The sequence below is a fragment of the Aliivibrio sp. S4MY1 genome, assembly GCF_028765545.1.
Lineage (GTDB): Bacteria > Pseudomonadota > Gammaproteobacteria > Enterobacterales > Vibrionaceae > Aliivibrio.
Window position 1 is genome coordinate 1 of the sequence record NZ_JARACP010000002.1, and the last position, 25,278, is coordinate 25,278.

The window sequence follows — 25,278 nt, forward strand, 5'->3', positions numbered from 1 at the left end:
AAAGCTGCGCCCACACCTAATATTACAAGGAAAAGTACAGCTAATATGAGTTTTACGAGAAGTTTCATTTCAATAGCCTTAATGATTAAATTCCAGTCTCAGGATCCATAGGCTCTGATCGGTAATCTTTCCCTGCAATAATATCGTAACGAATAACAGTAGAATCATTAAATAAATCAAAATCCATATTTATAGAGTTTTGATCACCTTGTAATTTTTTATTATCAATATAGAAGTCGCACATAATATACCCAGTCCAATGCTCTCTTTTCCGTGATTTACTAATTTTTGCATTACAGTTTCGAGACTCTAAATGAACTGTTGATGGTAATGTCCTATATGAAACCTCAGCCCCCCGAGCAGTTCTAAAGCTTGCAAAAACTTCATCAAATTTATTATTTGCTTTAAAGCTTACTGAATATAATGTCATACCACAGTTTGTATTATAACCTTTATACGGTATGCGTAATTCATAACTATTTTCATTCTCTGAAAAGTCATGTTCGATCTTAATTACGTCTTTAGCAGCTTTCGTTACTTTTCCCGTGTCAGCACTAAAAGTCCAAGAGTTACAGTTTTCTCCCCCACCATAAAAAGTAGCCCAAGCTGTAACGTTAAGATCTTTTGGCTTTGAGCCTTTAATTGTAATGTACTCATCACCTTCATTACTTCCAAAAGGAGCGGGGTTGAATATTTTTGTAAAAAAAATTGCTCCAACGCCTAATATGACAAGAAAAATTACTGCTAATATGAATTTTATGGGTAGTTTCATTTCAATTGTTCCTTAATATCAACGGTAATACTTTCGTTCCCTGCGAGTAATGACTGTACAGAATATTGATTCGGTTTTTGTTGTAATAGCTGTAACTCTTTTCTCACTCTTTCTCTATTGAAGAGTAATTTATTTGTAATACTCATTTCAGTTTTTAATGCCGAGCGCTTTGCGTCCCCAACATGATATGGAATATCTTGACTGTTTTTTAACTCGACTTCTAGCATTTGATAGGTTTTATTTAAACTATTTTCAGCTTTTAATATTTCAGTTACGGCATCTTCATAAGAGTCAAACAGCGAATTACTTAAAAGAAGTTGTAATTGGTTTTGTATGTTAGGTACATATTCTGTCATCTTATGGTCTAAAGCTGAGCTTAAACCATTATGAATATAGCCATTAATTTGAGTCGATTCTTTACTCAACGAATCCGCTAAATAGAATGAGTCATTCTCTCGGTCACTGGCTAAAGTTAAGCTAGTAATATGAGTTTGTTTTGGCGCTAATAGCACTTGATCTACTGATTGAGGTCCATGTTTATTAACACTGTACGTTAATAATTGCACTAAGTTACCATGATGATGGTAGTTGTCGTCATCACTGTCAGTCACTGAATTTATAATATCCTCAACAACACCTGTAAATAACGAACCTTCATTTTCATCAGCAGTATTCATCCATTTCGATGGTATTTGTGGAACAATATCATGGTTATTAACATGGCGATAATGGACAATATCACTGTATGCAGATACAAATGAATGAGTCCCAGCTCTTGGCATACCATAAGTATATAAACGCAGTGATTTAGGTTGATAATCATTATGAATAAATGCACTTATAACCAAAGCCCCTGCGCCACCTAAGCTGTGCCCACAAACATAAATCGACTTATTTGCATGATATGTATCAATTACAGGTTCAATTAATAACCAAAATGCTGCCGCATACTCATAAAACCCTTGATGTACATAACTATTTTTTAAATCACTAACAGGTATTTGTGCGGCATCTAAATCCGTCATAACATCTTTATAGCCTTCAGAGCCAACTGAAGTTTGAGTACCTCTAGCGCCTACAATAGCTATATCTTGATTACTTAAAATGTAGCCCTCTACACCAATATCTTCATTTTCAAAAAAATTAACTTCAAGGTATTGCGAATACGGCACTTCTTTTAATAACCAATCCACTTTTGAAGAAGCGCTATATTCAGGACGTTGTTTCATTTTAAGTTTTGCTAATATTCGATTCAAACCACCTTCAGGTAATTTAGGTTGTTCAGGATTACTTAAATCACCAAATTTGTCATTTGCATAAGCCAACTGCGCCAATAATGCAAACGTATAACTGTTAATTAAACTGAATTCATCTGTATCTACTATCATTGGAATGTAGCTTCGCAGTGCTTTAAGCTCTACAACTACCGTTGAATTTGTTTTAACGTTAAAGCCAGCAATAGCTTCATTTTTCCCACTATCTATCGCTTTATGTTCTTGAGTAAGAAATTCATCTTCAGGCGCGGTATCCCATAAATCACCAATAGAAATATTATGGTATTTTTTCAACTTATTGCCTGACGCATCCATTTCTGAGTTTGCACGTAATTTAACAGGCGATGGCGTATTATCTTTACGACTTTCAAATTGCTCTACAATGAAGATAAGCTGCTCTTGCTTAACCGTTGCTCGCCAATCACCTTCACCTATATCTTCAAATAAAACAGAGCCATTTTGACTTATTTTAGATAATGTTAATCCTGAACTTTGATTCACAATAGTAACTTCTAATCCATCAATTGGCTCATCGTTTTCACTACGAATATCCAGCTCAAGCCAGTGAATAGTTGTCGGTTGCAATGTGTCATTATTAATTTGTTCTTTTAGTAAAATCGTATCTGTATGATAAGTTTTGTTCACCGCAGTATTCAGATTACTCCCTGCTTTTCCCAACTCCTTTCCCATTGGTAACACCGCAACTTTTCCAGCATAACCGCTGCCACTTCCTGCGCTACCGCCTGAGTTTAGGTTAATTGCAGAACCAATAAGATGAACGCCTGCTGGGTCGATTTTTACTACACTGCCACCGGCTTTAATGGTGATTTCAGTTCCAGCCTCTAACACTATTTTTTGCCCTGATTTTAAGTGCAATTCAGAACCAATCTCTTCTAAGCGTTTTTTACCTACTTTGCTATGAACAGAGCCATTAACTTGATGATGAGAATCTCCTTTAATGGTTTCAAACTGACTACCACCAACGGTCGTATTTCTATTGTTTTTTATCTCATTAAATTGATTGTTATGTACAAGCTTATGCTCATCGTTAAAGACTTCTATTGTGTGATCATTTTGGATCTGGCTATCCATGTCTTTTGCTGCATGAATATAAATTTGCTCGGCGTCTTTTTTATCTTCAAAACGCAGTTCATTGAAGTTTTCACCACCTAACGAACTTGAGGTTTTAAAAGTGCTGCGCGTCTTGTGTTCAGGCAATGTATATGGAGGCTTATTATCGCCATTATAAAGAGACCCGGTAATGATAGGTTTATCTGGATCACCATGGATAAAGCTAACAATGACCTCATGCCCTATTCTTGGCAAAATAAACTGTCCATATTGATTGCCCGCCCAGCCTTGAGAAGTTCGTAACCAACAACTGGTCTTTTCATTTCCTTGGCCGTTTCTATCCCAATGAAACTGCACTTTTACACGACCATGCTCATCACAATATATCTCTTCATTTTCAGGACCGGTTACGATTGCGGTGTCGACATTATGGATCAGTGGTTTTGGCTTTTGTATCGTCTTAAAAGGCATCATCCAAGGCGTACAGCTAAATGAGGCGTGGTATTCTGAGCCACCATCGGCTAATTCTTCAAGTACCTGCGGCTGCCTTCCTGAATGCGTCACGTGTGTTAATAACCAGATATCGTTCCATTCTGGATTTGGGTGTTCTTGAATAGGCTGGAAATAGCCAACGGTTAACTGCGCACAATCACTTTCGCCTAATAACTCAACAGTGCCTGTTCTTTGTTGCTTTAACCTTAATGACGCGTACTTTGTGGCTTTTTCTGATGACAGTTGGTTACTAGGGTATTGGTAATGCTCTAACGCTAATTCAGATGCACATTCACCTTGATCATCGTTCTGGCTTTTTCCAATTGGGGAGCGAGTTGGTGTTTCAAAATTATAGTCTTTTACTGAGACCTTACCTGTACTCACTTTTTGTTTTTTTATTAAGGAAGTAATGGTATTACTGTCTTTGGTCATTCCATTATTAGCCACAACACACAATGGCGTTAATTCTGTATGTATTTCTGGTCCATCAGAAATGATCAATTTTGAACCGATATCAGTATGCTCAAAATAACTAATAAGCCCTTCTTCAGACATCAATCGTTGAACAAAATCTAAATCAGATTCACCATATTGAACACAATACTCTCTCGGCTCATGGGCATTAAATAACTCAATATCAAAATGGTTAGTTAAAATTCCGGCTTGTTGATAAATCTCGGCAATAATGTCAGGAACCGTTTTGTGTTGAAATACTTGAAAATTGGTACGATAACTAAGTAATGAAAAAATAGGCACTAACGACAGTCGATAAGTACTATGGCGAAATGAAGTATTAAGCTGTTCAATTGATTCGATGATCCCATGAACATATCTAGGCGTATATTCTATCTTATTTTGGTTATTGTGATGTAAGGTTAAGCAAACAGGTAACTGCAACCACTCCTCTAATTTTAATGCAGGGTCCTCACACACAAAAGTGACATCAAATTGATACAATGAACCAAGTTGTTCATGACCAGAGAACTGATAGACCTGCAATGGAATATCAATGGTAGCGACGGCTATCTCAAATTGAGCTTGGTTTGCATCCTGCATAATGATTCATCCTGATACACACTTATTTAGTAATACCAACTGCTTAACTCATCAATAAATTGGTATCTCTTAAACACAAAAAGGGAGAGTCATCATAAACAGCTAGGGACGTTTATGATATTGACTCTCCCGAAAATGCGAGTGGTTACGCTTTCATTGCTGTACGCCAGTCATCATTACCAGAGGTACCTGCGACTTCGTGCGTCCAATCAATAGCACGATAAGTCATAAATACGTCTTCTAAGTGAGTAAAATGCGCTTGTGCTGGATCTTGACAGTTTGGCATTGAAGCCGTGATATCAACGATAATCGCATCATGCAGAACCGTCGTAAAATAATGCTCTTGCGTACCTGTTGCTGAAGTACGGTACCATTTGATTTCAACTTTTGGCAGCTTCTCACCAGAAGTTAATGCGTTATACATTAATGGTGACGCCTTATCGAATACCTTAGTAATACGTACTGGCTTATGCACACGCTGACCAGTAGGCTGACCTGATTGAGGGTCACGAGGTAATAGAACTTGATGCTCAAAACCTTGAACCAGTACTTCATCTTCATGGCCTTCTTGGTAAATGTTACCTACTGAATCTTCAGTAAATGTACCTGCTGTGATCAATCCTTGTTTTTCGCCTTCGATGCGCATATAAGCTGGAGTTGGCATACTATCTTCCTTTTAAATAAATATGAATTAATGTTCGCTAATCCTATTGCCAAAGGTATGCCATTTTTATTATTCAATTTAATCAATAAGTTAATATTATTATAAATAAAACCTCCTCATTTAAAGTTTGAAAAACAATCAATGAATCTTATATTTCAATCAAACTAAAAGTTGTGCCAATTTAATTCGACACTCATACCAAATAAAGTCTTTTGGATCTGTCTCGCAAAATCCGCCACTCTAACTTAGTTAACATTTTGAAACATTTTCTTTGAAAATAAATTGAAATCTACTTTTGATCACACTCTTATTTTAATTCGTACAGTATAAAGAATATACATACCGAGACTTAAATGGAGAATAAGTGGACGCCATTAAAGCAATGTTGATTGCCATGCTTGGAAGTTTTCGTGACCTTCTACCTATTATTTTAGTCGTCGCCTTCTTCCAATTAGTCGTACTTCAAGAGCCTCTGCCCAACTTAGGCTCTATACTCTTTGGTCTCGTACTCGTCGTTCTTGGGCTTACCTTCTTTATTTTTGGATTAGAAATGGGGTTGTTTCCTATTGGCGAATCAATGGCCCAAGCTTTTGCCAGAAAAGGGAGCGTTGCTTGGCTACTATTATTCGCTTTTTGCCTTGGCTTTGGCACCACCATCGCAGAGCCAGCCCTTACTGCCGTTGCTTCCGAGGCTGCTGAAGTCGCTGCCGAAGGAGGAATGATCCCGCATACAGAAAACGATATGGCTGATTATGCCAACGGGCTACGTTTGACCGTCGCACTCTCGGTTGGTTTTGCCATTGTGATTGGGGTGTTACGTATTTTAAAAGGCTGGCCAATCCATATTATGATTATCGGTGGTTATATTATGGTGGTTATTCTTACATGGTTCGCACCGGAGAACATTATTGGTATTGCTTATGATTCTGGTGGCGTGACGACATCTACCATTACCGTTCCCCTAGTTACCGCTCTTGGCGTTGGTCTTGCTTCTACCATTAAAGGGCGAAATCCTATGCTTGATGGTTTTGGTCTTATCGCTTTTGCTTCGTTACTACCTATGATTTTTGTCATGATCTATGGGATGGTATTAGCATGAACAGCCTGATTCTATTTTTTGAAACCTTCCTATCAACCATTCGTGATGTATTACCGATCATCGTTATTATTTTTGGCTTCCAATTTGCGGTATTGAAAAAACCAATAGCCAATTTACCTAAAGTCATTCTTGGCTTCTTTTACGTAATTTTAGGGCTATCTCTATTTTTAATGGGGTTAGAACTCGCGCTATTTCCACTTGGTGAATCAATGGCAGCTCAATTAACCGCACCTGATTTTATCTATGAAGGGAAAGATTTATTAATCCAAACCTTTGATTGGGTCGATTACTATTGGGTTTATATTTTTGCAGCGACGATTGGTTTTAGTACCACTATTGCTGAGCCATCACTCATTGCTGTTGCTATAAAAGCCAATGCAGTTTCTGGCGGCAGTATAAGTATTAATGGACTACGAATAGCCGTTGCTTTAGGTGTCGCCTTTGGTATCTCGCTAGGAAGTTATCGAATTGTCGTTGGGGACCCAATTCATTATTACATTATGGTGGGCTATGTCATTGTGGTTATTCAAACCTTTTATGCCCCTAAAATGATCATTCCATTGGCTTATGACTCAGGTGGAGTCACCACCTCTACTGTTACCGTTCCTTTAGTTACTGCTCTTGGACTTGGATTAGCTTCTACAGTTCCTGGACGAAATCCCATGATTGATGGCTTTGGATTAATCGCCTTTGCCAGTTTATTTCCCATAATTTCTGTTATGGCTTATGCACAAATTAGTGCTTATAGAGCCAAAACAAAGCCTATATCTCAAGAAAAATCGAATTAATTGATTCACTTAGGAGAAAGCCTATGCGCTTTAAATTGTTACTCGCTTTTGTAGAAGAAGCCAAAACAGATGCAGTCCTTGATGCGGCGCGGAATGCCGGAGCTACTGGTGCGACAGTTATTAATCATGCTCGGGGAGAAGGTCTCAATAAGAAGAAAACCTTTTTTGGCCTAACTCTTGAGGTTCAAAAGGATGTTTTATTGTTTGTCGTTGAGGAACACCTTGCTCGCTCTATTTTAGAAAAAATTAATGAGATAGGAGAATTTGATACTGAATCAGGTCAAGGCATTGCCGTTCAAATTGACATTGAAGATGCCGTCGGCGTTGCGCATCAAGTTGAAACATTAACCAAGGTTGTAGAGGAAAAGCTATGAATAAAGTAAAAGTAGAAAATGTTATGTCCAACACTTATGTCATGGTTGATGGACTAATGACCGTCGCTGAAGGCATTCAATTAGCTAAGCAGAAGCAAGTAAAAGCACTTATCGTAAAAAAACGTCATGATGATGATGAATACGGTATTGTCTTAATGAACGATATCGCCAAAAAAGTACTTGCTCAAAACCGTCCAACAGATCGTACTAATATCTATGAGATCATGACAAAGCCAGCACTTTCAGTATCACCTGACATGAACGTAAAATATTGCGCTCGATTGTTTGAACGTTTTGGAATAAGCCGAGCACCAGTGATTAAGCATGGTGAAATAGTAGGGATGGTGAGTTACAACAATATTGTGTTAAATGGCATGGCAGAACTTAGTCATTAATAAAAAGTGACTTAAAAACGTTAGCCTTTAAGTCACTGTTATTATAATAAATGACTATTCTGTTTTTTGAATAATTAACGGTGCAAAATCCGCGGTTGCGTTGTTTCCTGCACCTGAATGATCAGTATATTCCGTGTCTTTCATTATGGTATAAAACACATCAACAAAATCGTCATCGTTAACGAATAAATCATCAGGAAGTAATGCAATAATTGCACTCGTCATTTGAGGAATTATCAAATACGCTTGTGCTTCTTTATCTGGTATTGTTGCCAAGAAGTCACTGGCTGCTTTTAAGATGGTTTGTGCTAACTGTTTATAATCCGTTTTATCGTCTTGCTCCATTAAAATGATATCAGCAGCCCCCCAACGATAACGATCCCAAAAAACCATGATCTGATTTGCAGGGTATGATTGCTCTGCGTAATCCAAATAAGGCATTTCAATCACATCAATTGTTGGTTCGTCTCTTTCAGGGCTCACACCAGACACAATGGCGTATATCTCAGCCTTACCTGAGATCCAAGGTTCATGGTCATCTTTTAACTGAATTTTCTTTAAGATAGTGGTATTAATTTCAGTTGGTTCCACAGCAGATCTTAACATCGCATAAGGCGCTGGCTTCGTTTGTTGACTTGGCCCACTAGATTGCAATGCTTTAAATTCATCACGCATTAATGCTAGACCAGCTTTCAGCTCTTCACGGTTATTAGTATCAACCACTAATACTGGGCGCTCTGGAATATCGTAAACATCTAAATAGTGAAGATTACCATCAATATCATAAGCTTCAATGTATTGCCATTCGCTCTCTGCTCCTTCAGGTTCAAAAGCAAACAATGGGCTTTGTCCTGCTTGCCAACGAGCCAACATACTTGGATCAGCTAAACGTAACTCAAGCAATTCATCAGTATATTTTTCTAAACCACGCGCTTGGATCTCGCTTTTATTCGCAGTGGTCATTGCAGTCATAAAAGTTCGAACCTGCGGTTGAGGCTTAGTTTGAGTTGATAAATCAGATAATGAAGCGCTCATTTGATACTGATTAATGGTACTTTTTAAATTGTTTTCTAATTGTGGAAAAGCACGGCTTAACTCCTGTGCTAGAGCACGCTTAGATACATCATCTTGCGCCGTAGCCAAAGCTGGAGTCATCAAGCAAAATACGAGTAGCGCTGTTAATTTGTTCATACAGCATTCCTTATTTATAGTTATTGTATTGATTTTGAATCCATTCGAATTTGTCCTTACCCCAACCATACCAAAAATGAGATAAAATTAAAGTCAATACTCTAATTTATCTTTTTAATGAGCGGCATCAAAAATAAGACACCGTAAAATTACGAATACAGAGTGAACTCAACTTGGCATTTTGTACAAAAATAGACCAAACTATTTTATAAGTGCAGATGAAAAGAGGTTGGAATGACATTAAATACGTGGTTAGCTTCAATCTCAGATTGGTATCAAATGGGAAGAACAGGGTCAATAACCATGCTTGAATCACGACTCTATTCAGCTCCTGATTCTGTGTGGGGGCCACATTTGACAGAAAACCAAAGTAAAGCCATTGCTTGTTGGCTAGATGGTTGTTTAAGAGTGTTTGAATATGAAAAATACCAAGATCCAAACAAGGCATATCAAACACTGCAATATATTGCAGCGAAGTTAGAGATGACCGCCTTTTCTCCAACAACAGATATAGAAATAAAAGATTGGGGCTTGAAGCGATTACAACATATCACCGTATTACGTTTAGAGTTTTGTAATCAACAACAAGACCAATCTATTTGGGATAAAGAAGCACACACCTTAATTGATATGCATGTGAAGCTAATGGCAAGCATCTCGTGGAATGAAGCTTATAATGAAGTCAGTCAAGACAACTCAATAAGACACTAAAAAATCTAGATATCTTGTATCTTGACTAAAATTCGCCATCACTTTATCTTTTATCAACTTTCCATTTTTCTCAACTGCGACAGATATTGTATCCACCCTTTTGCTTCATTGGATGGTGTAAAGTCATTGGCTCGTTTTGCATTCACAAGGGCCAATTCTAATTGATTCAATTTATAATAAGCACGAGTTTTCGCTAATGCTACGTCATCGGTTTTATTGTAATCCTTTACTTTATCAAGGCTTTTTAGCCCTTGTTGATAATGACCTTCTTGGATTTGAAGCTGTGCTACCTGCCAATAATATTGATCATCAAACTTTGCTGCTTTTTGCCAAGCAGTAATTGCTTTATCCCACTCTTTTGCTGCCTGCCAATAAGTTGCTTGCGTAACTATGACTTCTTTATCTGTTTCATACTCTGCTAATTGCGCCATCACTTGCGCTGCTTTTTCAGGAATACCACGCTGTGCATACAATTGAGCCAAAATTTTCAACTCTGATTTGCTTAATTCTATTCCCTGTCGCTCTGCAAGAATTAACGTATCTAATGCATGTTTAGGCTGATTTAGTCGTAATTGAATGCTCGATAATTGCTGCCACCAACCCGCTTGATTTGGCTCTAATACGATCAACGCATTTAATGTTGGAATGGCTGATTTCCAATGCTTTAATTGCAGTTGAGCCCCAAGTTTTAAAACCAATAACTGGCGATCATTATTTCGCTCTTTATATTTACCCGTATGTTGATGCTGCTTTAATGCGCTAAGCACCTTTTTCCATTCAGATAATTGATAATGTGTTTGGGCAATTCGAAACCACAAATCCCCTACTTTTTGATTTTCGGGTACTGTTTTCGTTAATTGGTAGTAATGAGGTAATGCCTCTTTAAATCGTTGTTCTGTTAATAGTAAATCCGCCAACATTCGCTGTGTTACCCACGCTTGTTCATCGGCTAATTGCTGGCTGTTGACAGCGGTTGAAAGATATTTTACCGCCGCTTTACTGTTCCCATTTTGCCAATGAAAAACACCTAACATTCGCTGCACATAGGCTTTATCATAAGGCTGTGATGGCGAGAGCCCAGCCAGAACATCAATAGCTTGCATTATTTTATCTTGCTGCTGCAATTGAATGGCCCGCTGTACTTTTGCGGCATTATATTGAGTCAGTTGTTGTGCTTGTGCGAATTCACTAAACATCAAAACAACACTAAAAATAGAGGCTATTAATTTCATCATTTTGCTAACGTAAACTCCAATTTTACGGTTTGTCCAACTTGAGAAATGGCTTTTCCATCCAATACTTTTGGTTGATATTTCCACTTTTTCAATGCCTTAACCGCTTCTCTTTCAAACATTCTTCTAGGTTTTGCGTCCGTTACTTTTACATCGGTAGGGCGACCTTGCTCATCAATGGTAAATGACATCACAACAAAGCCCTCTGCACCTCTTTTCATCGCTTTTGAAGGATAGCGAGGTTCAACACGATACAACGGCATGGCCTGCTGATTACCCTTAAAGTCCGAAAAATTTGGCGCACTGATGGCTAAACCAGAAATACTTGAGTCCAAACCAATTAATGGCATTGAACTTTGCTGCGTCGCCATTGATGTTTGTGTTTGAACTGCCATTGGCGTTGCTTGTGGTGGCGGCTCTGGGCTCTCTGGTTTCTCAGGCACTCGACGTTGACGGCGCTGGACATCTTGTTCTTGCTCTGCTATCACCATATCAAAGCGGATCGTTTCACTGCTCTCTGGCTTACCCTGAACTCCGTTATCCACCATCCACGCCATGAAGGTGAATAAACCAACCGTCATAGATATCGCAATTGGCATGGCTAAAAATAAACGCCACATTAGTGTTTCTCCGCAGCCAACGCGATGCCTTTAACACCAGCGCCTTTCGCAGCATCCATCACTTTCACGACCGTACCGTTATATGCATGCTCATCGGCTTGAATCACTAATGATGCTTCTGGTTGTTCAAGCAATAAATGCTCTAACGTTGCTTGCACACGCTCCGCATCAACCATACGTTTATCAATAAAAATATCGTTGGAAGCTGTGATTGCGACAAATATCCCTGCGTCTTTTTGGCTTGATACGTTACTGGCTTGAGGACGATTTACTTCTACACCAGATTCGCGCACAAATGAGCTAGTAACAATAAAAAAGATCAGCATGATAAATACAATATCTAACATGGATGTTAAATCAATTTGTGCTTCTTCTTGATGTGAAGATCGACGGCCAAGTCTCATGACTGACTCCTTAATGCTTTTTCTAATTGATGTTCTTTACGACGACATACCTTTGCTAAACGGGCATGAACAAACATACCCGCTAACGCCGCAACCATTCCGGCCATCGTCGGTAATGTAGCGAGTGAAATTCCCGATGCCATCAGCTTAGGTTGACTACTGCCTTGGTTTGCCATTACATCAAATACGGAAATCATCCCAGTAACCGTGCCTAACAAACCGAGCATTGGGCATATTGCCACTAGCACCTTGATGAAATTTAAATATTGGTTTAATTGAAGGTGCGCTTCGCTTATCCATCCATCTCTAATGGTTTTTGCATACCAAGATTCATGATCATTACGTTGCTGCCATTTCTCTACCCAGACTTTTTTCTGTGCAGGAAAAGTAAAGGCCAAGAAAAACACACGTTCAACCACCAACAGCCAACACATGGCCACAATGGCAGCCAACCACCATAAAATGGGGCCGCCTTGTGTCATAAAATGTGAAAGAAAAGCCGTCATTACGCTGCCATATCCATTGCGTTAGGTTGCGCTACTTTTTCAGCCTGTTCAGCCACTAGCCCTAACCCTTGCTTTTCAAGAATAGTACGAATGCTTTCAGCTTGTGAGCTTAAGATATTGTGCGTCAATAACAGAGGCATTGCTGCAACCAGACCTAGTACCGTGGTTACTAGAGCCATTGATATACCGCCCGCCATCACTTTTGGATCTCCATTACCAAACTGAGTAATCACTTGGAATGTTTCGATCATGCCAGTAACCGTCCCTAAAAGCCCCAACATTGGTGCTAAAGCAGCTAATAGCTTAAGCATCGACAGGCCTTTTTCTAATCCTTGTTGTTCATCAACAATGGTTTCGAGTAAACGCAATTCCAGAGCTTCTACTGAACGCTGTTTTTCTGCATCATAAACAGCAAGTACACGGCCTAATGGGTTTTTACCCAGTTCTTGTGGCTGTTTTAATTGCTTTCTAATTTGTTGGCGAATAACAAACAATCTCACCCCATTAAAGAGTGAAATAATTAATCCAATCAGTAATAAACCAATAATGATTTTACCAACCACACCACCCGCTTGAAGGCGCTCTTTCATTGTTGGTGTATTAGCTAATTGCTCTAACATAATGCCACGAGACGGATCGCTTGCCATCATGATGGTTTGTTGCCCTTGCATTTCAGACAAAATAGCAAATGTTGGCATAAGTTCTGGCTGTTGAGCGTAGTAAGTAGCAACTTGCTTTTTATTGTCCCACTGCAAGAAACCATCGTCACCAACCAGTGCCATATTACCTAATCGATAAGCATTTATTGATTGACGATGACCAGAACCATTAATCATTGTTACCGTCGTCGATTCTAACTCTGAGCTCGCATTAACTTGTTGAGCCATGGTCTGCCATAAACCTGTTAATTGAGCCATTGAAGGCAAAGACTTAGCCGCAACAATGTCCGAAATTAACTGACGATGATCTACATTCACTGCTCCTGAAACCGAGCTTTTTAGCTCCGAATCCAAATCCTTTGCGGTTTGTCTTACCACACCAAACAACTCGCCTAAACTGCCCATTTCTAAATGCAGTTGCTGCTCTAGCGTCGCGAGTATTTTTTCATTTTTACTAAAGATAGCGCTTAATTCATCACTTTCCTTTTGCAGTTTTTTTCGCTCTGCAATCAATGCATTTCGTTGTGCTTTTAAGTTTTGTTCTGTTTGTTTAAAACCAGACTCTCTTTGTGCGTCATGCTGCTTTTGTGCATGACTTGCTTGTTGTGTCTCTTTCAACAATTCAGAGTTTGCTGTAGCGGCGTTAATAGAAAGACCAAACAGTGAAATCGCTAAAATCAATGGCTTAATAGTCATGTTATTGCACCTCTTTTAGTGATAAAGACACAGGAAGAACCAATAAACTTGGAGCAACTTGCTTATAAGCGACAGAGTAAGCTTTGGCTAACTCATCATTAAATTTAGAATCCAATGATTGCCATTGATGGGTGTACGTATTCCAACTCCAATATTGAGAAGCATCAAGGCGACGAGCGACTAACGAAACACGTCCTAAATGCAGCATATCCGCATCAATTTTCTCATTACTTTCAACCGTAATTTGTGTTTGGTATGTTCCTAACTTTGTACCGTAATCCATTTCTATTTGGTAAGCTTCAAGAAGTCGACGGTACTTTTCGGCATCGCTTACATCTGCTCTTGTCATCATATGTTCAAGCTTTGCAATACGCTGTAAACGCTCTTCTGTTTTAATTGGCTTATCTTGTTCAACTGCCGTGTTCAGACCAGATAACATTTTATACATTAAAGGAACAACGCCTTGTCTTGTCTCTTTAATAGTATCAATTTGGTCATCTAAACTCGTCATTTCTTGTTGCTGACTATTCACTAAACCAGTTAAGTGTTCACGGTATACTGCGAGGTTTTTCACTTCTTCTTGAAGCTGCTCAATCTCTGCTTTATAAGCTAAAGTTACTTCTGAGCTTTTATCAATTTTTGCTTGGCTCACAGCAGAGGCTGTATTCGATTTATTTTCGATAGATCGAGCTTGATCAAGCGTGGTTGCCTGAGCGGTTGTGATCACGGTAGCTAATGCAATACCGATACTGGTTTTTAGAATATTCATATTTATCAATTTCTTAGTTCTTTATTTCTTAAAAGAAAGTTTGTATTTGAATAAACGCACTAAAGGGAGACCGAAGCCTCCCTTATTTTTAATGCGCTAAATTAGTATTTAACTTGTAGTGTCGCCATGTAGTTTCGGCCCTCACCAATAACTACATTCTGTGCACCATTTTTTGCATAATCATCACCAGTTGAACCACCACCACCTAGGTAATCAGTATCAAACAAGTTTTCAACATTGAAACGCGCAACAAACGTTAAATCTTGGTCATATTTAACTGTATGAGATAGACCTAAATCAAAACGTGTGTAGCCGTCTTTCTTAAAGGTATTTGCTGCATCTCCGTAGCGCTCACCCACGTAAATCGCACCTAGGTTTGCATCGGTATTATTTGTGAATGCATAGCGAGACCATACGCTTGCCGAATATTCAGGCACATCTGCAGGACGATTTCCTTGGTAATCTTCATGCACAGTGTATTCTGCATCTAGATAAGTCGCTGAACCGCTCATAGAGAAACGCTCTGTGATAAAGCCTTGAACCGAAAGCTCTGCACCACGGTGAACTTGTTCACCTGCTTGAGTTTTCTCATCCATACCATTACTCAATTTCTTATCTACCGTTGAGTTTTCTTGCGTAATGTCAAACACTGCACCAGAGACAAATAATTGATTATCCATCAACTCCCATTTGGTGCCCAATTCATACAATCTTCCACGTAGCGGATCTAATTGTTGTCCATCATTTACATAATTATTACCTGACACTTCACCTTGCATTTCAAAGCTTTCAGAGTACGTTGCGTAGATAGAACCTGTATCTGCAGGGTGGAAAATTACCGCAAACTTAGGAGATACAGCATCTTCAGCTAACCCTTCTTTAAGTTGACGGTCATAACGAACACCAGCTAACACCTGCCAATAATCATTAAACGTGATCATATCCTGAGCATAGAATCCCCATGCATCGTATTCTGAATGAGTATCCTTAACTTTTTTTGCAGGGTCTATTTCAGGTGCTGGTGTTGAACCACCCACGCTTACTGTTGAGCCTTTCAATGAATACTCTAGACGATCATAGCTATAACCTAACCAGTTGCTACCAAACAACATTTGATGACTTACACCTAACGCATCAAACTCACCAATTAAATCAATGCTTGCTGTTTTAAATACCCAGTTATCTTTACGATCACTGCCACCTTGCTTATACGAACCATTTGAAGAGTCATACGTCTCTTCTTTAGGGAAGCTTTCTACATCATGACGATTAAAATCTTGATGATTAAAGCTAGCATTAACACGCCAGACATCAGTCAAATTGGCAGCAATATCAACACCGACATTTTCTACATCATTTTCGATACTTGACCACTGAGCATCCCAAATGAATTTATCACCACCAATCGTTTTTCCATCTTTAATATAAGCACCTGAATCAACACTGCCATCATCAATCGTACGGTCATAATGGAAAGAAACTGTCACATCTTCTGTTACATCATAATCAAGAAATAAACCACCGACAAAACGCTCTGTTGACGGTACCGTTCCATCACCGTATTGACGCCATGAGTTGTATGTTTGCTTAGATACAACAGCACGACCACGTAATGTTTGTTCATCATTTAACGAACCACTTACATCAGCGGTTGTACGAGAGTTATTATTTGAGCCAAGATCTTGGCTTACGCTAACTTGTGTTTCATAGGTCGGCTTCTTAGCAACCATGTTCACTAAACCGCCAGGTGCAGATTGACCGTAAAGTAACCCTGATGGGCCTTTTAAAATTTCAATACGGTCTAATAATTCAATTGGTTGACGATAATGAGACCAATGTTGTTTTCCATCACGTAAGAAACCAGTACTACTGCTTAATCCAAAACCACGCAAAGTAAATTGCTCACGGTTACGCGTTGTTGCACCAGCGCCAATACTTGCATCATTTTTCAGCACTTCACCAAGCGTGCTTGCGCGCTGCTCGTCAATAAGCTGCTCATCAATAACCGTTACTTGCCCTGGAGTTTCTAACTGAGTCGCTTCCATACGCATGGATGTTGAGTTTGTATCTGCTTTATAACCATAGTCACGGCCAGTAACAACCATGTGCTCATCAGTTGTTGATGCATCTGTCTCAGCGTAAGTAAAAGGCGTTGATAAAACGGCGCTAATAACAAGAGCTAACTGACTTTTAGAAAACATATTCCATTATCTCCAAACATTTATTTAAGGGTGATAAAAATCTGAGATGGAATATAAATGATAATTGTTACCATTTGCATTAAATTTACATTCTTTGCATTCGTAAAGAAAGGTAAAGATGGCGTTACGCATGAAAAAGACTTTTCAACAAAATCAAACTGAAGATTCAACAATTAATGAACAGATTTTCATAGGTATGGCAACGAAATATAAAACAGCTTATTAATAGAACTCTCATTTTTGAGCATTAGATTACATTTTTTGAAATATTTTATTTTTTACTTATATTCCATTAACCCCAAAGTGGTAATATTGCGATTGACCACACAAAGAATGTGGCTAATTAAAGGATCATATTATGAACAAACGCTATATCGCTTTAATCGCTGCCGTTGGTATTGCCATTGGTTGGATAACCTTGGGCGGTACACAAGCCGTACTCCACGCAACATCAACCACTGAATTTTGTGTTTCATGCCACACAATGGAAAAACCATTACATGAATATCAAGGTTCTGTTCATTTCAGTAACCAAAAAGGTATCCGTGCCGAATGTGCTGATTGTCATATTCCAGAAGAACCAATTGATTACCTAATTACGAAAATTCGTGCGTCTAAAGACATCTATCACGAATTTGTTACTGGCAAAATTGATACTGATGAGAAATACGAAGAACATCGTTTAGCGATGGCTGAAACCGTATGGGAACAAATGCGTGCAAACGATTCTGCTACTTGTCGTTCTTGTCACAGCTTTGATGCAATGGAAACTTACGACCAATCAGCAAGCGCACAAAAAATGCATGTTTACGGAAGAGAAAACAACCAAACTTGTATTGATTGTCACAAAGGCGTTGCTCACTTTGCACCACAAGCAACCTTAGATACGTCTGCATTTGACCATCTTTTCGATATGGCGAAAAACACCAAAGCTGATGCTGAAAAAGTTTACCCAATTGAAAGCATCAAAATGGCTGACCTTGCGACAATTAATCCTACCGTTGAACTAACGACTGTTAGTAACGATGAAGGCAAACGCACTGTTACCGTTTCTGGTTACCAAATGAAAGGCGCAGAATCGGTTATCTACATGGGTGAAGGCCAACGTTCAATCATTGCGACTCTTACTGATACTGGCATCAAAGCGCTGACATTAGGTGAAGCAAACACAGATGCTTATGGCAATGAATGGCGCACCGCTGAACTGACTGGCACAATCGAATCTCCTGTTCTTGCCTCTAATCAACCATTATGGGATTACGCAGAAGAGCTAGATAATGTCTACTGTGCAACGTGTCACGCGAAAATTCCGGCAAATCACTTCACAGTTAACTCTTGGGGCCCTGTTGCAAAAAGCATGGGTGCACGTACTGATATCTCTGAGCTAAATCTTGAGATCTTAACTAAATTCTTCCAAAACCACGCAAAAGACGTGGCAACTCATCAATAAGGGAGTGACTATGACTACTATTACTCGTCGCGGCTTTTTAAAAGGCGCAGGAGCATCTGCTGGTGCATTAGCGATCACGTCAATCGCTCCGTTATCTGTGAACGCCTCTACGCTTGGTCGTACAGATTCATTAATTCTAACCGCTGGTCGTATGGGTCCATTACTTTGTGAAGTCAAAGATGGGCAACTTATTTCAACCAAAAGTGGCTTAGCGCAAACCGTACCAAACAGCTTGCAACAAACTGGTCCATCACAGGTTTATACTAAAGCCCGTGTTAAATACCCAATGGTTCGTAAAGGCTATTTAGAGAACCCAAGTAACCCTCAAGGGGTTCGTGGTAGCGATGAGTTTGTGCAAGTATCATGGGATGACGCTTACAAATTAATTCATGAACAACATATGCGTATTCGTGAAAGCTACGGTCCTCAATCGATCTTTGCTGGTTCTTACGGTTGGCGTTCAAGTGGTGTGTTACATAAAGCTCAAACACTACTGCAACGTTACATGAGCATGTCTGGTGGTTATGCAGGTCACCTAGGTGATTACTCAACGGGTGCAGCTCAAGTTATCATGCCGCACGTTGTTGGCTCTATCGAAGTATACGAACAACAAACGACTTACCCGGTGATCTTAGAAAACAGTGAAGTAGTTGTGTTATGGGGCTTAAATCCACTAAACACATTAAAAATTGCTTGGTCTTCAACGGATGGTCAAGGCCTTGAGTTCTTCCATCAGCTGAAAAAATCAGGCAAAACCATCATCATTATTGACCCAATGCGTTCAGAAACGGCTGAATTCTTTGGTGATAAAGCAGAATGGATCGCACCTAACCCGCAATCTGATGTCGCGATGATGATGGGTATTGCTCATCAATTAGTTAAAACACAACAGCATGATTCTGAATTCCTAGCTAAATACACAGTAGGCTTCGAACAATTTGAAGCGTACTTGATGGGTAAAGAAGACGGCATCGAGAAAACCCCACAATGGGCTGAGGCTATCTGTGGCGTTCCTGCAAAACAGATGGAACTGCTGGCTAAGATCTTCAAAGAAAATCGCACCATGCTAATGGGTGGTTGGGGTATGCAGCGTCAACAATACGGCGAGCAACGTCACTGGATGCTTACCGTTTTAGCTTCTATGCTTGGTCAAGTTGGTCTGCCGGGCGGTGGTTTTGGTTACTCATACCACTACTCAAATGGCGGTAACCCAACACGTGATGCAGGCGTACTCCCAGCAATGTCTCCATCGCTAGGTGGAAGCTCGGCTGGTGGTAATGACTGGGCTGTTCAAGGTTCTGTTACGGCTTTCCCTGTTGCTCGCATTGTTGAATGTTTAGAAAAACCGGGAACAGAGTATCAACACAATGGACATACCCTAACTTTCCCAGAGCTGAAAATGATCTGGTGGGCGGGCGGTGCTAACTTTACGCATCACCAAGATACTAACCGTTTGATCAAAGCATGGCAGAAACCAGAGCTGATCGTGATCTCAGAACCGTACTGGACTGCAGCAGCTAAACACGCAGATATCGTTCTACCTATTACGACTTCATTTGAGCGTAATGATATGACGATGACGGGCGACTACTCTAACCAACATCTTGTTCCTATGAAGCAAGTAGTTGAACCACAGCATGAAGCTCGTAATGACCTTGATGTATTTGCAGATATAGCTGAACACCTAAAGCCGGGTGGCCGAAACGTTTATATGGAAAACAAAACGGAGATGGAATGGCTTCGTGATTTCTATAAAACAGCACAACAAGGCGGCCGTAACGCACGTATTCCTATGATGAATTTCTCTAAGTTCTGGGAAGCGAATAAACTTATCGAAATGAAATGGAATGCGAAAAACGCAGAGTTTGTACGTTTTGGTGATTTCCGTAAAGATCCAATCATGAATCCACTAGGTACGCCAAGTGGTAAAATTGAGATCTTCTCTAAAACCATCGAAAGTTACAAACTGGATGATTGTCCTCCACACCCAGTATGGATGGAGCCAACAGAGTGGATGTTTAACTACACTGATGGTGAATTGCAGTTAATGACATCGCACTCTGCGCACCGTTTGCACAGCCAATTTAACTATGCAGACCTTCGTAAAGAGTATGCGATTCAAGATCGTGAGCCTATTACTATTCACCCAGAAGATGCAAAAGCTCGTGGTATTAAAGATGGCGATTTAGTTCGCGCTTATAACCAACGTGGTCAAGTTTTGGTTGGTGCTTTTGTTTCTGATGGCATTAAAAAAGGCAGCGTATGTATCCACGAAGGGGCATGGCCTGATTTAGATCCTAAGACAGGTATGTGTAAAAACGGCGGACCAAACGTACTAACGATGGATATTCCAACCTCTCGTTTAGGTAATGGTAACTGTGGTAACTCTGGTGTTGTGAAAATTGAAAAATACACCGGTGTTGCACCAACATTAACCGCGTTTACACCACCAATGAATGGCTAATATGATTTAGTTCATACCATAAACAACAAACCCGAGCATATGATGTGCTCGGGTTTATTTTTATCTTCACTTCAATATTTCTTATAACTGTCGTAGTAATACCAATCTACATAGTAAAAATTCAAATACATCTTAAACAGAAAACAACAATGAGATCCTCAGTCCACCCTCTTTTCGATTCTCAGCCACCACTTTACCTTTCATCACTGACATGGCTTCTTTAACTATTGCAAGGCCTAATCCATAACCACCCGATTGCTTATCTCTAGCTGACTCTAAGCGGGTAAAAGGTGAGAATATATCTGACAATTGATGTTCAGGAATACCCAATCCATCATCTTCAACGATGACAGCAACATACTCTTTATTTTGATCGCTGTATGGCATAATTATCACCTGAATCATCGCTGTTTCTCCTGCATACTTAATTGCATTGCCAATCAAGTTACTAATAACGCGAGTCACCAAACGTGGGTCTGCCATCACCGTAGGAATAGATTGTGTGGTTGTCATTTCTAAGGTTTGATTAGATTTTAAATCGACACGACGTTGAACTACTTGAGCACTACAGTGACTCTCTAATATAACTGTTTCTAGTTTTGTGGAATAACGTGCGTTTTCTAAACGACTAAACTCTAAAATTTCACCCACTAATTCATTCATCTCATTGGATTCGTTTTCTAACCTATCCAATAAATGATGATGCTCACTGTCTACTTTCTTTCTTAGCAAGTGCAAGGCTAAGTTATGTCGAGCTAATGGCGTTCGTAACTCATGAGAAACATCACGGATCAAGCACTGCTGTTTTTCAGCCAAAGAGTGGATCTCATGCGTCATATTATCGAAATCATGAGCCAATTCGCTAAACTCTCGAACCGAATGCCCAATCTCTTCTCCCACTTTAACTTCAAAATCACCTTGCGCTAATTTATGACTTACTTCGCGTAATTTAGCTAATGGTTGTTGTAAATAGTGAGCAATAACCCAAGAGAATAATCCTAAAATCAGCCCTGAAATAACGAATTTTATAATGCCAAAATAAAGTGGAAAATCTTTTGCGGGATGATACTGATATGGCATTTGAATCACTATCGTCAAACCATCTTTTAATGGAATACCGATAATTGGACGATTTACTTCATTATCTAATTGCGTATCTAATGGACGTAAATATCTGAGTTTGAATGCAAAATGAGGATGCATATCACGGTGAGTGATCGGGCGCTTATTTTCATCAAGAACAAAAAGGTAATACTCTTGTGCTCTTGCCCAATCGGCTAATTCATCCATATCCCCATCTTCAATCATTACGTTTGCTTGGTCAGCCAAATCTAACATCTTAGTTTGTATCGATGCTGGGATACGCAACATTGATTTCATTAGTGCGATTTCAGCCAAGCTTTGTAACGATATGATCAAAAATAAGCTGACTGCGAACGCACTAAATAGACGAAACGCTAATCCATTCTTATGCTTACGAACAAAAGAGGGACAAGCATCAAACCAACGAAACATTTTCATTCAACGTCACCCATCAGCTATTAACCGTTTTGATAAAGCTATATCCACGCCCACGAACGGTTTTAATATGTTGTTTAGATAAACCAGATTGAAGTAATTTACGACGAATATTACTGATGTGCATATCTAGGTTACGATCAAATGGACACAGCTCTTTTTTAAGAATATTAATTTGAAGATCAGATTTAGACACCACAACATCAGCGTTCTTGATCAGATATTGGAGCAATTCAGACTCTGTTTCAGTGAGTGGTAAGCGTAAGAATTGCTCTGCCAGATCTTCGGTTGCACCCACATAGTTTTGACGCTGACGCTCTAAGCCTACACGACGTAAAATAGCGGTAATACGCGCCAATAACTCAGGGACATTGAAAGGTTTAGCGATAAAATGATCGGCACCAGCTTGCAAGCCATCAAGCATAGACGCTTCATCACCTAGAGCAGTGAGCATAAGAATAGGAGTAGCAAAGCGCTGACAAATACGGCGTGCCACCTGATATCCATCAAGCTTAGGAAGCATTACATCTAATAAAACAAGATCAACAGAATGGCTCTGAATAAACTCTAGAGCACTTTCACCACAATACACACAATCAACATCGTAGCCTTCATCTTGTAATACTTCTTGCAATAAATTGCACAACGCTATGTCGTCATCGACCACTAAAATACGGGACACGTTTACTCACCAGTTAAATGAAAATCGTTCGCATTCTAATCTTGAGTAAAGCCTTGTGCAATAGAACTTTTTACAAAACCCTCAGTAACCTTTAATTAAGTATGGTTTTCTGCCAATTTAGATCCACAATGCGCTCATCAGCAATGTAATAAATCACATCACCAGAAGCCAGTTGTGTTGCCAAGCTTGGGTTAACTTTACAGCCTTGTTCTTGCTGCTGAATCGCAATAATCGTCGCTTCATACTGCTTTTTAAACGGCGAATAAACAGATTCAAGAGTAAAATCATTAAGACCACTGGGTACTTTAATCGAATACTGCGTTTGTCCTTCGTGAGCACTAACTAATTCTGAGTGAATAAAGCTTGAGCCCTTATCCATCACTGACTTTGCAACTAATTCTGTTGATAGTGATGAAATACACTCAGAGTTTGGGCAATACTTATGTAATAAATCACGCTTAATCGGGTCTTCAAAATGAGCCACTAAGTGTGCGTCACTGTTTTGCTCGGCAACAAACAAACTGATAGTTAAGGTGGCATCATCCAAATCAGTATCAACAATCACCGCACTGGCTTTCGATAAATTTGAACGTCCCATCTCAGTCGCATCAGTGAATGAATTCACTCGAACAAAATGCACATCAGTATCAAATGGAGACTCTTCATATTCGCAAGAAACCACCACAACTTCACGGCGACCTTGTTCTTCACGCTTTAGCATTTCAATCAAATGAGGGGTTCTGGCACTGTTAATACCAATAACAATAATGTGATTCTCTAAGTTCAAATTTTGTTTCCCTCTTCGGTTTATACGCCAAAAATCAGTAAAAAACACCGCCATTCTACCTACAGACAATGCAAATAATCCCACACCACATGGAATAATAAACAAGGCTGAAAAGAGTCGACCATGATCGGTTGTTGGGCTTAAATCACCATACCCTACGGTACTACTGGTGGTAACGATATAGTAAAAAAAGCTAGCTAGGTTATCTGTTAGGTGAGGTTCATTGGCAACAGTTAATCCTAACCAACTTAACGCGACGTAACTGATAAGAAGAAACATCAGCGTATACATATTAATCGCCATAAAGTGCTTATTAATTAAGTTAGCAATGACTTTTAATATTGCGTGCATTGTTGTTCCTTCATCGTCCATAATTCCGTTCAGTGTAGCGTACTACAAAATTAACGTATACCTTCTAACTTTAATAATGCTTGTTGGGTCGGAAGTGCGGTCATCGCCCCTTTTTGGGTTGTCGCCAAAGCGCCGCAAATATTCCCCCACATCACCGCTTTTTCGATCACCGCTTGCTCTTTCCATTCAGTATGCAAAGAAAGCTGTGCTAAAAGACCACATACAAACGCATCACCGGCACCGGTTGTATCTACAACATCAACAGAGATGCCTGAGATAACTTGTTGCTTACCATCAAATACAACTAATGCGCCTTTAGCCCCTAAAGTGATCGCTACTAAAGGGATCTTCAGTGACTCAATAAACGCTAAACCTTGCTGTAAATCCGTTGTATCAGTTAAAAACAATAACTCTTCTTCAGAGAATTTAACCACATCTGCTAATGCGACCGCTTTCATCACGACATCTTTAATCTCTGATGGATTTTGCCACACTTCATCACGTAAATTAGGATCGAAACTGACAAAGCCACCCGCCGCTTTAATCGAAGACAACGCATATAATGTCGAGCTTCGGCTGGGTTCATTAGCCAGTGAAATTGAACAAGTGTGTAACCACTCACCCGATGAAAATGAAGGCACGTCCGATTTTTCAACAAACTGATCAGCACTCGGTTTTACCATAAAAGTAAAGGTTCTCTCACCTGTGTCATCTAGATCAACCAACACGGTAGAGGTTCGTTGCGCTTTATCAAGCTGAAGATGAGTGACATCTACCCCTTCAGAGCTTAGTGTTTCACGCATAAATCGGCCTAATGGATCTTCTCCAACACGGCCAAAGAAAGCACAATCACCACCTAAGCGAGCAACACCCACCGCCACATTCGCTGGAGCACCACCAGGGCATTTCAAATAGGTATTTGCTGTTTCTGGGATAAGATCCACCACGGCATCACCCGTTAACCAAACTTTATTCATATTCATCTTCACTCGTACAAAAAGGCCCCAACGGCAAACCATCGAGGCAAGTAATAACAGGATTATAAGGGGATT

The 25,278-nt window shown here is 39.6% G+C and carries 22 protein-coding genes and 1 pseudogene; 7 read left to right on the forward strand and 16 right to left on the reverse strand.

Features of this window, described 5'->3' with window-relative positions:
• Positions 1-85: 85 nt before the first annotated feature.
• The 4 genes and pseudogenes from PVK71_RS02505 to PVK71_RS02520 all read right to left on the reverse strand — a co-directional run bounded on the left by PVK71_RS02505 (position 86) and on the right by PVK71_RS02520 (position 5,329).
• Entirely contained in the window at positions 86-772 is a 687-nt protein-coding gene (locus tag PVK71_RS02505) for a hypothetical protein (protein ID WP_274417876.1), read from the reverse strand.
• Complete coding sequence (locus PVK71_RS02510) at positions 769-2,361, reverse strand: lipase family protein (protein ID WP_338000250.1); 1,593 nt, start codon at positions 2,359-2,361, stop codon at positions 769-771. Before PVK71_RS02510 ends, PVK71_RS02505 begins: the two co-directional genes overlap by 4 nt.
• 300 nt (positions 2,362-2,661) lie before the next feature.
• A pseudogene (locus tag PVK71_RS02515) lies at positions 2,662-4,665 on the reverse strand (type VI secretion system Vgr family protein); the annotation flags it as partial.
• A 145-nt stretch (positions 4,666-4,810) separates the two neighbouring features.
• Complete coding sequence (locus tag PVK71_RS02520) at positions 4,811-5,329, reverse strand: Hcp family type VI secretion system effector (RefSeq protein ID WP_045104268.1); 519 nt, start codon at positions 5,327-5,329, stop codon at positions 4,811-4,813.
• A 382-nt stretch (positions 5,330-5,711) separates the two neighbouring features.
• On the opposite strand from PVK71_RS02520, the gene PVK71_RS02525 reads away from it, so the two are divergent.
• The 4 genes from PVK71_RS02525 to PVK71_RS02540 are packed head-to-tail and all read left to right on the forward strand — an operon-like array spanning position 5,712 to position 7,985.
• A complete protein-coding gene (locus tag PVK71_RS02525) occupies positions 5,712-6,428 on the forward strand; it encodes a DUF1538 family protein (protein ID WP_443111707.1) in 717 nt (238 codons plus the stop codon).
• Positions 6,425-7,216, forward strand: a complete 792-nt coding sequence (locus tag PVK71_RS02530) for a DUF1538 domain-containing protein (RefSeq protein ID WP_274417874.1) — start codon at positions 6,425-6,427, stop codon at positions 7,214-7,216. Before PVK71_RS02525 ends, PVK71_RS02530 begins: the two co-directional genes overlap by 4 nt.
• Before the next feature lie 23 nt (positions 7,217-7,239).
• Positions 7,240-7,590, forward strand: a complete 351-nt coding sequence (locus PVK71_RS02535; RefSeq protein WP_274417873.1) for a P-II family nitrogen regulator — start codon at positions 7,240-7,242, stop codon at positions 7,588-7,590.
• Positions 7,587-7,985, forward strand: coding sequence for a CBS domain-containing protein (locus PVK71_RS02540; RefSeq protein WP_274417872.1), 399 nt, complete (start codon positions 7,587-7,589; stop codon positions 7,983-7,985). Before PVK71_RS02535 ends, PVK71_RS02540 begins: the two co-directional genes overlap by 4 nt.
• Before the next feature lie 54 nt (positions 7,986-8,039).
• Here the strand turns inward: PVK71_RS02540 and PVK71_RS02545 are convergent, their stop codons facing one another.
• Entirely contained in the window at positions 8,040-9,176 is a 1,137-nt protein-coding gene (locus tag PVK71_RS02545) for a DUF3103 domain-containing protein (protein ID WP_274417871.1), read from the reverse strand.
• Positions 9,177-9,410: 234 nt separating this feature from the next.
• Here PVK71_RS02545 and PVK71_RS02550 point away from each other — a divergent pair, with 234 nt between their 5' ends.
• A complete protein-coding gene (locus PVK71_RS02550; protein ID WP_274417870.1) occupies positions 9,411-9,887 on the forward strand; it encodes a transcriptional regulator in 477 nt (158 codons plus the stop codon).
• 53 nt (positions 9,888-9,940) lie between these two features.
• Here the strand turns inward: PVK71_RS02550 and PVK71_RS02555 are convergent, their stop codons facing one another.
• The 7 genes from PVK71_RS02555 to PVK71_RS02585 form a co-directional block, all read right to left on the reverse strand.
• The gene (locus PVK71_RS02555) at positions 9,941-11,122 is read right to left on the reverse strand and encodes a hypothetical protein (protein WP_274417869.1); all 1,182 of its coding nucleotides are present in this window, start codon (positions 11,120-11,122) and stop codon (positions 9,941-9,943) included.
• Positions 11,119-11,739, reverse strand: a complete 621-nt coding sequence (locus tag PVK71_RS02560) for an energy transducer TonB (RefSeq protein ID WP_274417868.1) — start codon at positions 11,737-11,739, stop codon at positions 11,119-11,121. Before PVK71_RS02560 ends, PVK71_RS02555 begins: the two co-directional genes overlap by 4 nt.
• Positions 11,739-12,143, reverse strand: coding sequence for an ExbD/TolR family protein (locus tag PVK71_RS02565; RefSeq protein ID WP_130046686.1), 405 nt, complete (start codon positions 12,141-12,143; stop codon positions 11,739-11,741). The genes PVK71_RS02560 and PVK71_RS02565 overlap by 1 nt, the downstream gene beginning before the upstream one ends.
• Positions 12,140-12,649: a MotA/TolQ/ExbB proton channel family protein gene (locus PVK71_RS02570; RefSeq protein WP_130043539.1), complete on the reverse strand. Its 510-nt coding sequence runs from the start codon at positions 12,647-12,649 to the stop codon at positions 12,140-12,142. Before PVK71_RS02570 ends, PVK71_RS02565 begins: the two co-directional genes overlap by 4 nt.
• A complete protein-coding gene (locus tag PVK71_RS02575; protein WP_274417866.1) occupies positions 12,649-14,004 on the reverse strand; it encodes a MotA/TolQ/ExbB proton channel family protein in 1,356 nt (451 codons plus the stop codon). Before PVK71_RS02575 ends, PVK71_RS02570 begins: the two co-directional genes overlap by 1 nt.
• Position 14,005: 1 nt before the next feature.
• Complete coding sequence (locus PVK71_RS02580; protein ID WP_274417865.1) at positions 14,006-14,773, reverse strand: DUF3450 domain-containing protein; 768 nt, start codon at positions 14,771-14,773, stop codon at positions 14,006-14,008.
• Positions 14,774-14,874: 101 nt separating this feature from the next.
• Positions 14,875-16,974 (reverse strand): TonB-dependent siderophore receptor, encoded by a 2,100-nt coding sequence (locus PVK71_RS02585; RefSeq protein ID WP_274417864.1) that lies wholly within the window; start codon positions 16,972-16,974, stop codon positions 14,875-14,877.
• A 358-nt stretch (positions 16,975-17,332) separates the two neighbouring features.
• Here PVK71_RS02585 and PVK71_RS02590 point away from each other — a divergent pair, with 358 nt between their 5' ends.
• Together PVK71_RS02590 and PVK71_RS02595 are read left to right on the forward strand one after the other, a co-directional pair.
• Complete coding sequence (locus PVK71_RS02590; RefSeq protein ID WP_274421740.1) at positions 17,333-18,424, forward strand: NapC/NirT family cytochrome c; 1,092 nt, start codon at positions 17,333-17,335, stop codon at positions 18,422-18,424.
• A gap of 10 nt (positions 18,425-18,434) precedes the next feature.
• Positions 18,435-20,888, forward strand: a complete 2,454-nt coding sequence (locus PVK71_RS02595; protein ID WP_274417861.1) for a molybdopterin guanine dinucleotide-containing S/N-oxide reductase — start codon at positions 18,435-18,437, stop codon at positions 20,886-20,888.
• A gap of 132 nt (positions 20,889-21,020) precedes the next feature.
• On the opposite strand, the gene PVK71_RS02600 is transcribed toward PVK71_RS02595, so the two are convergent.
• The 4 genes from PVK71_RS02600 to PVK71_RS02615 all read right to left on the reverse strand — a co-directional run bounded on the left by PVK71_RS02600 (position 21,021) and on the right by PVK71_RS02615 (position 25,203).
• Positions 21,021-22,409, reverse strand: a complete 1,389-nt coding sequence (locus PVK71_RS02600) for a sensor histidine kinase (RefSeq protein ID WP_274417859.1) — start codon at positions 22,407-22,409, stop codon at positions 21,021-21,023.
• 13 nt (positions 22,410-22,422) lie between these two features.
• Entirely contained in the window at positions 22,423-23,088 is a 666-nt protein-coding gene (locus PVK71_RS02605; RefSeq protein ID WP_274417858.1) for a response regulator transcription factor, read from the reverse strand.
• Positions 23,089-23,179: 91 nt separating this feature from the next.
• Positions 23,180-24,226 (reverse strand): potassium channel family protein, encoded by a 1,047-nt coding sequence (locus tag PVK71_RS02610; RefSeq protein ID WP_274417857.1) that lies wholly within the window; start codon positions 24,224-24,226, stop codon positions 23,180-23,182.
• 50 nt (positions 24,227-24,276) lie between these two features.
• Entirely contained in the window at positions 24,277-25,203 is a 927-nt protein-coding gene (locus PVK71_RS02615; RefSeq protein WP_274417888.1) for an aminoimidazole riboside kinase, read from the reverse strand.
• Positions 25,204-25,278: the final 75 nt, after the last annotated feature.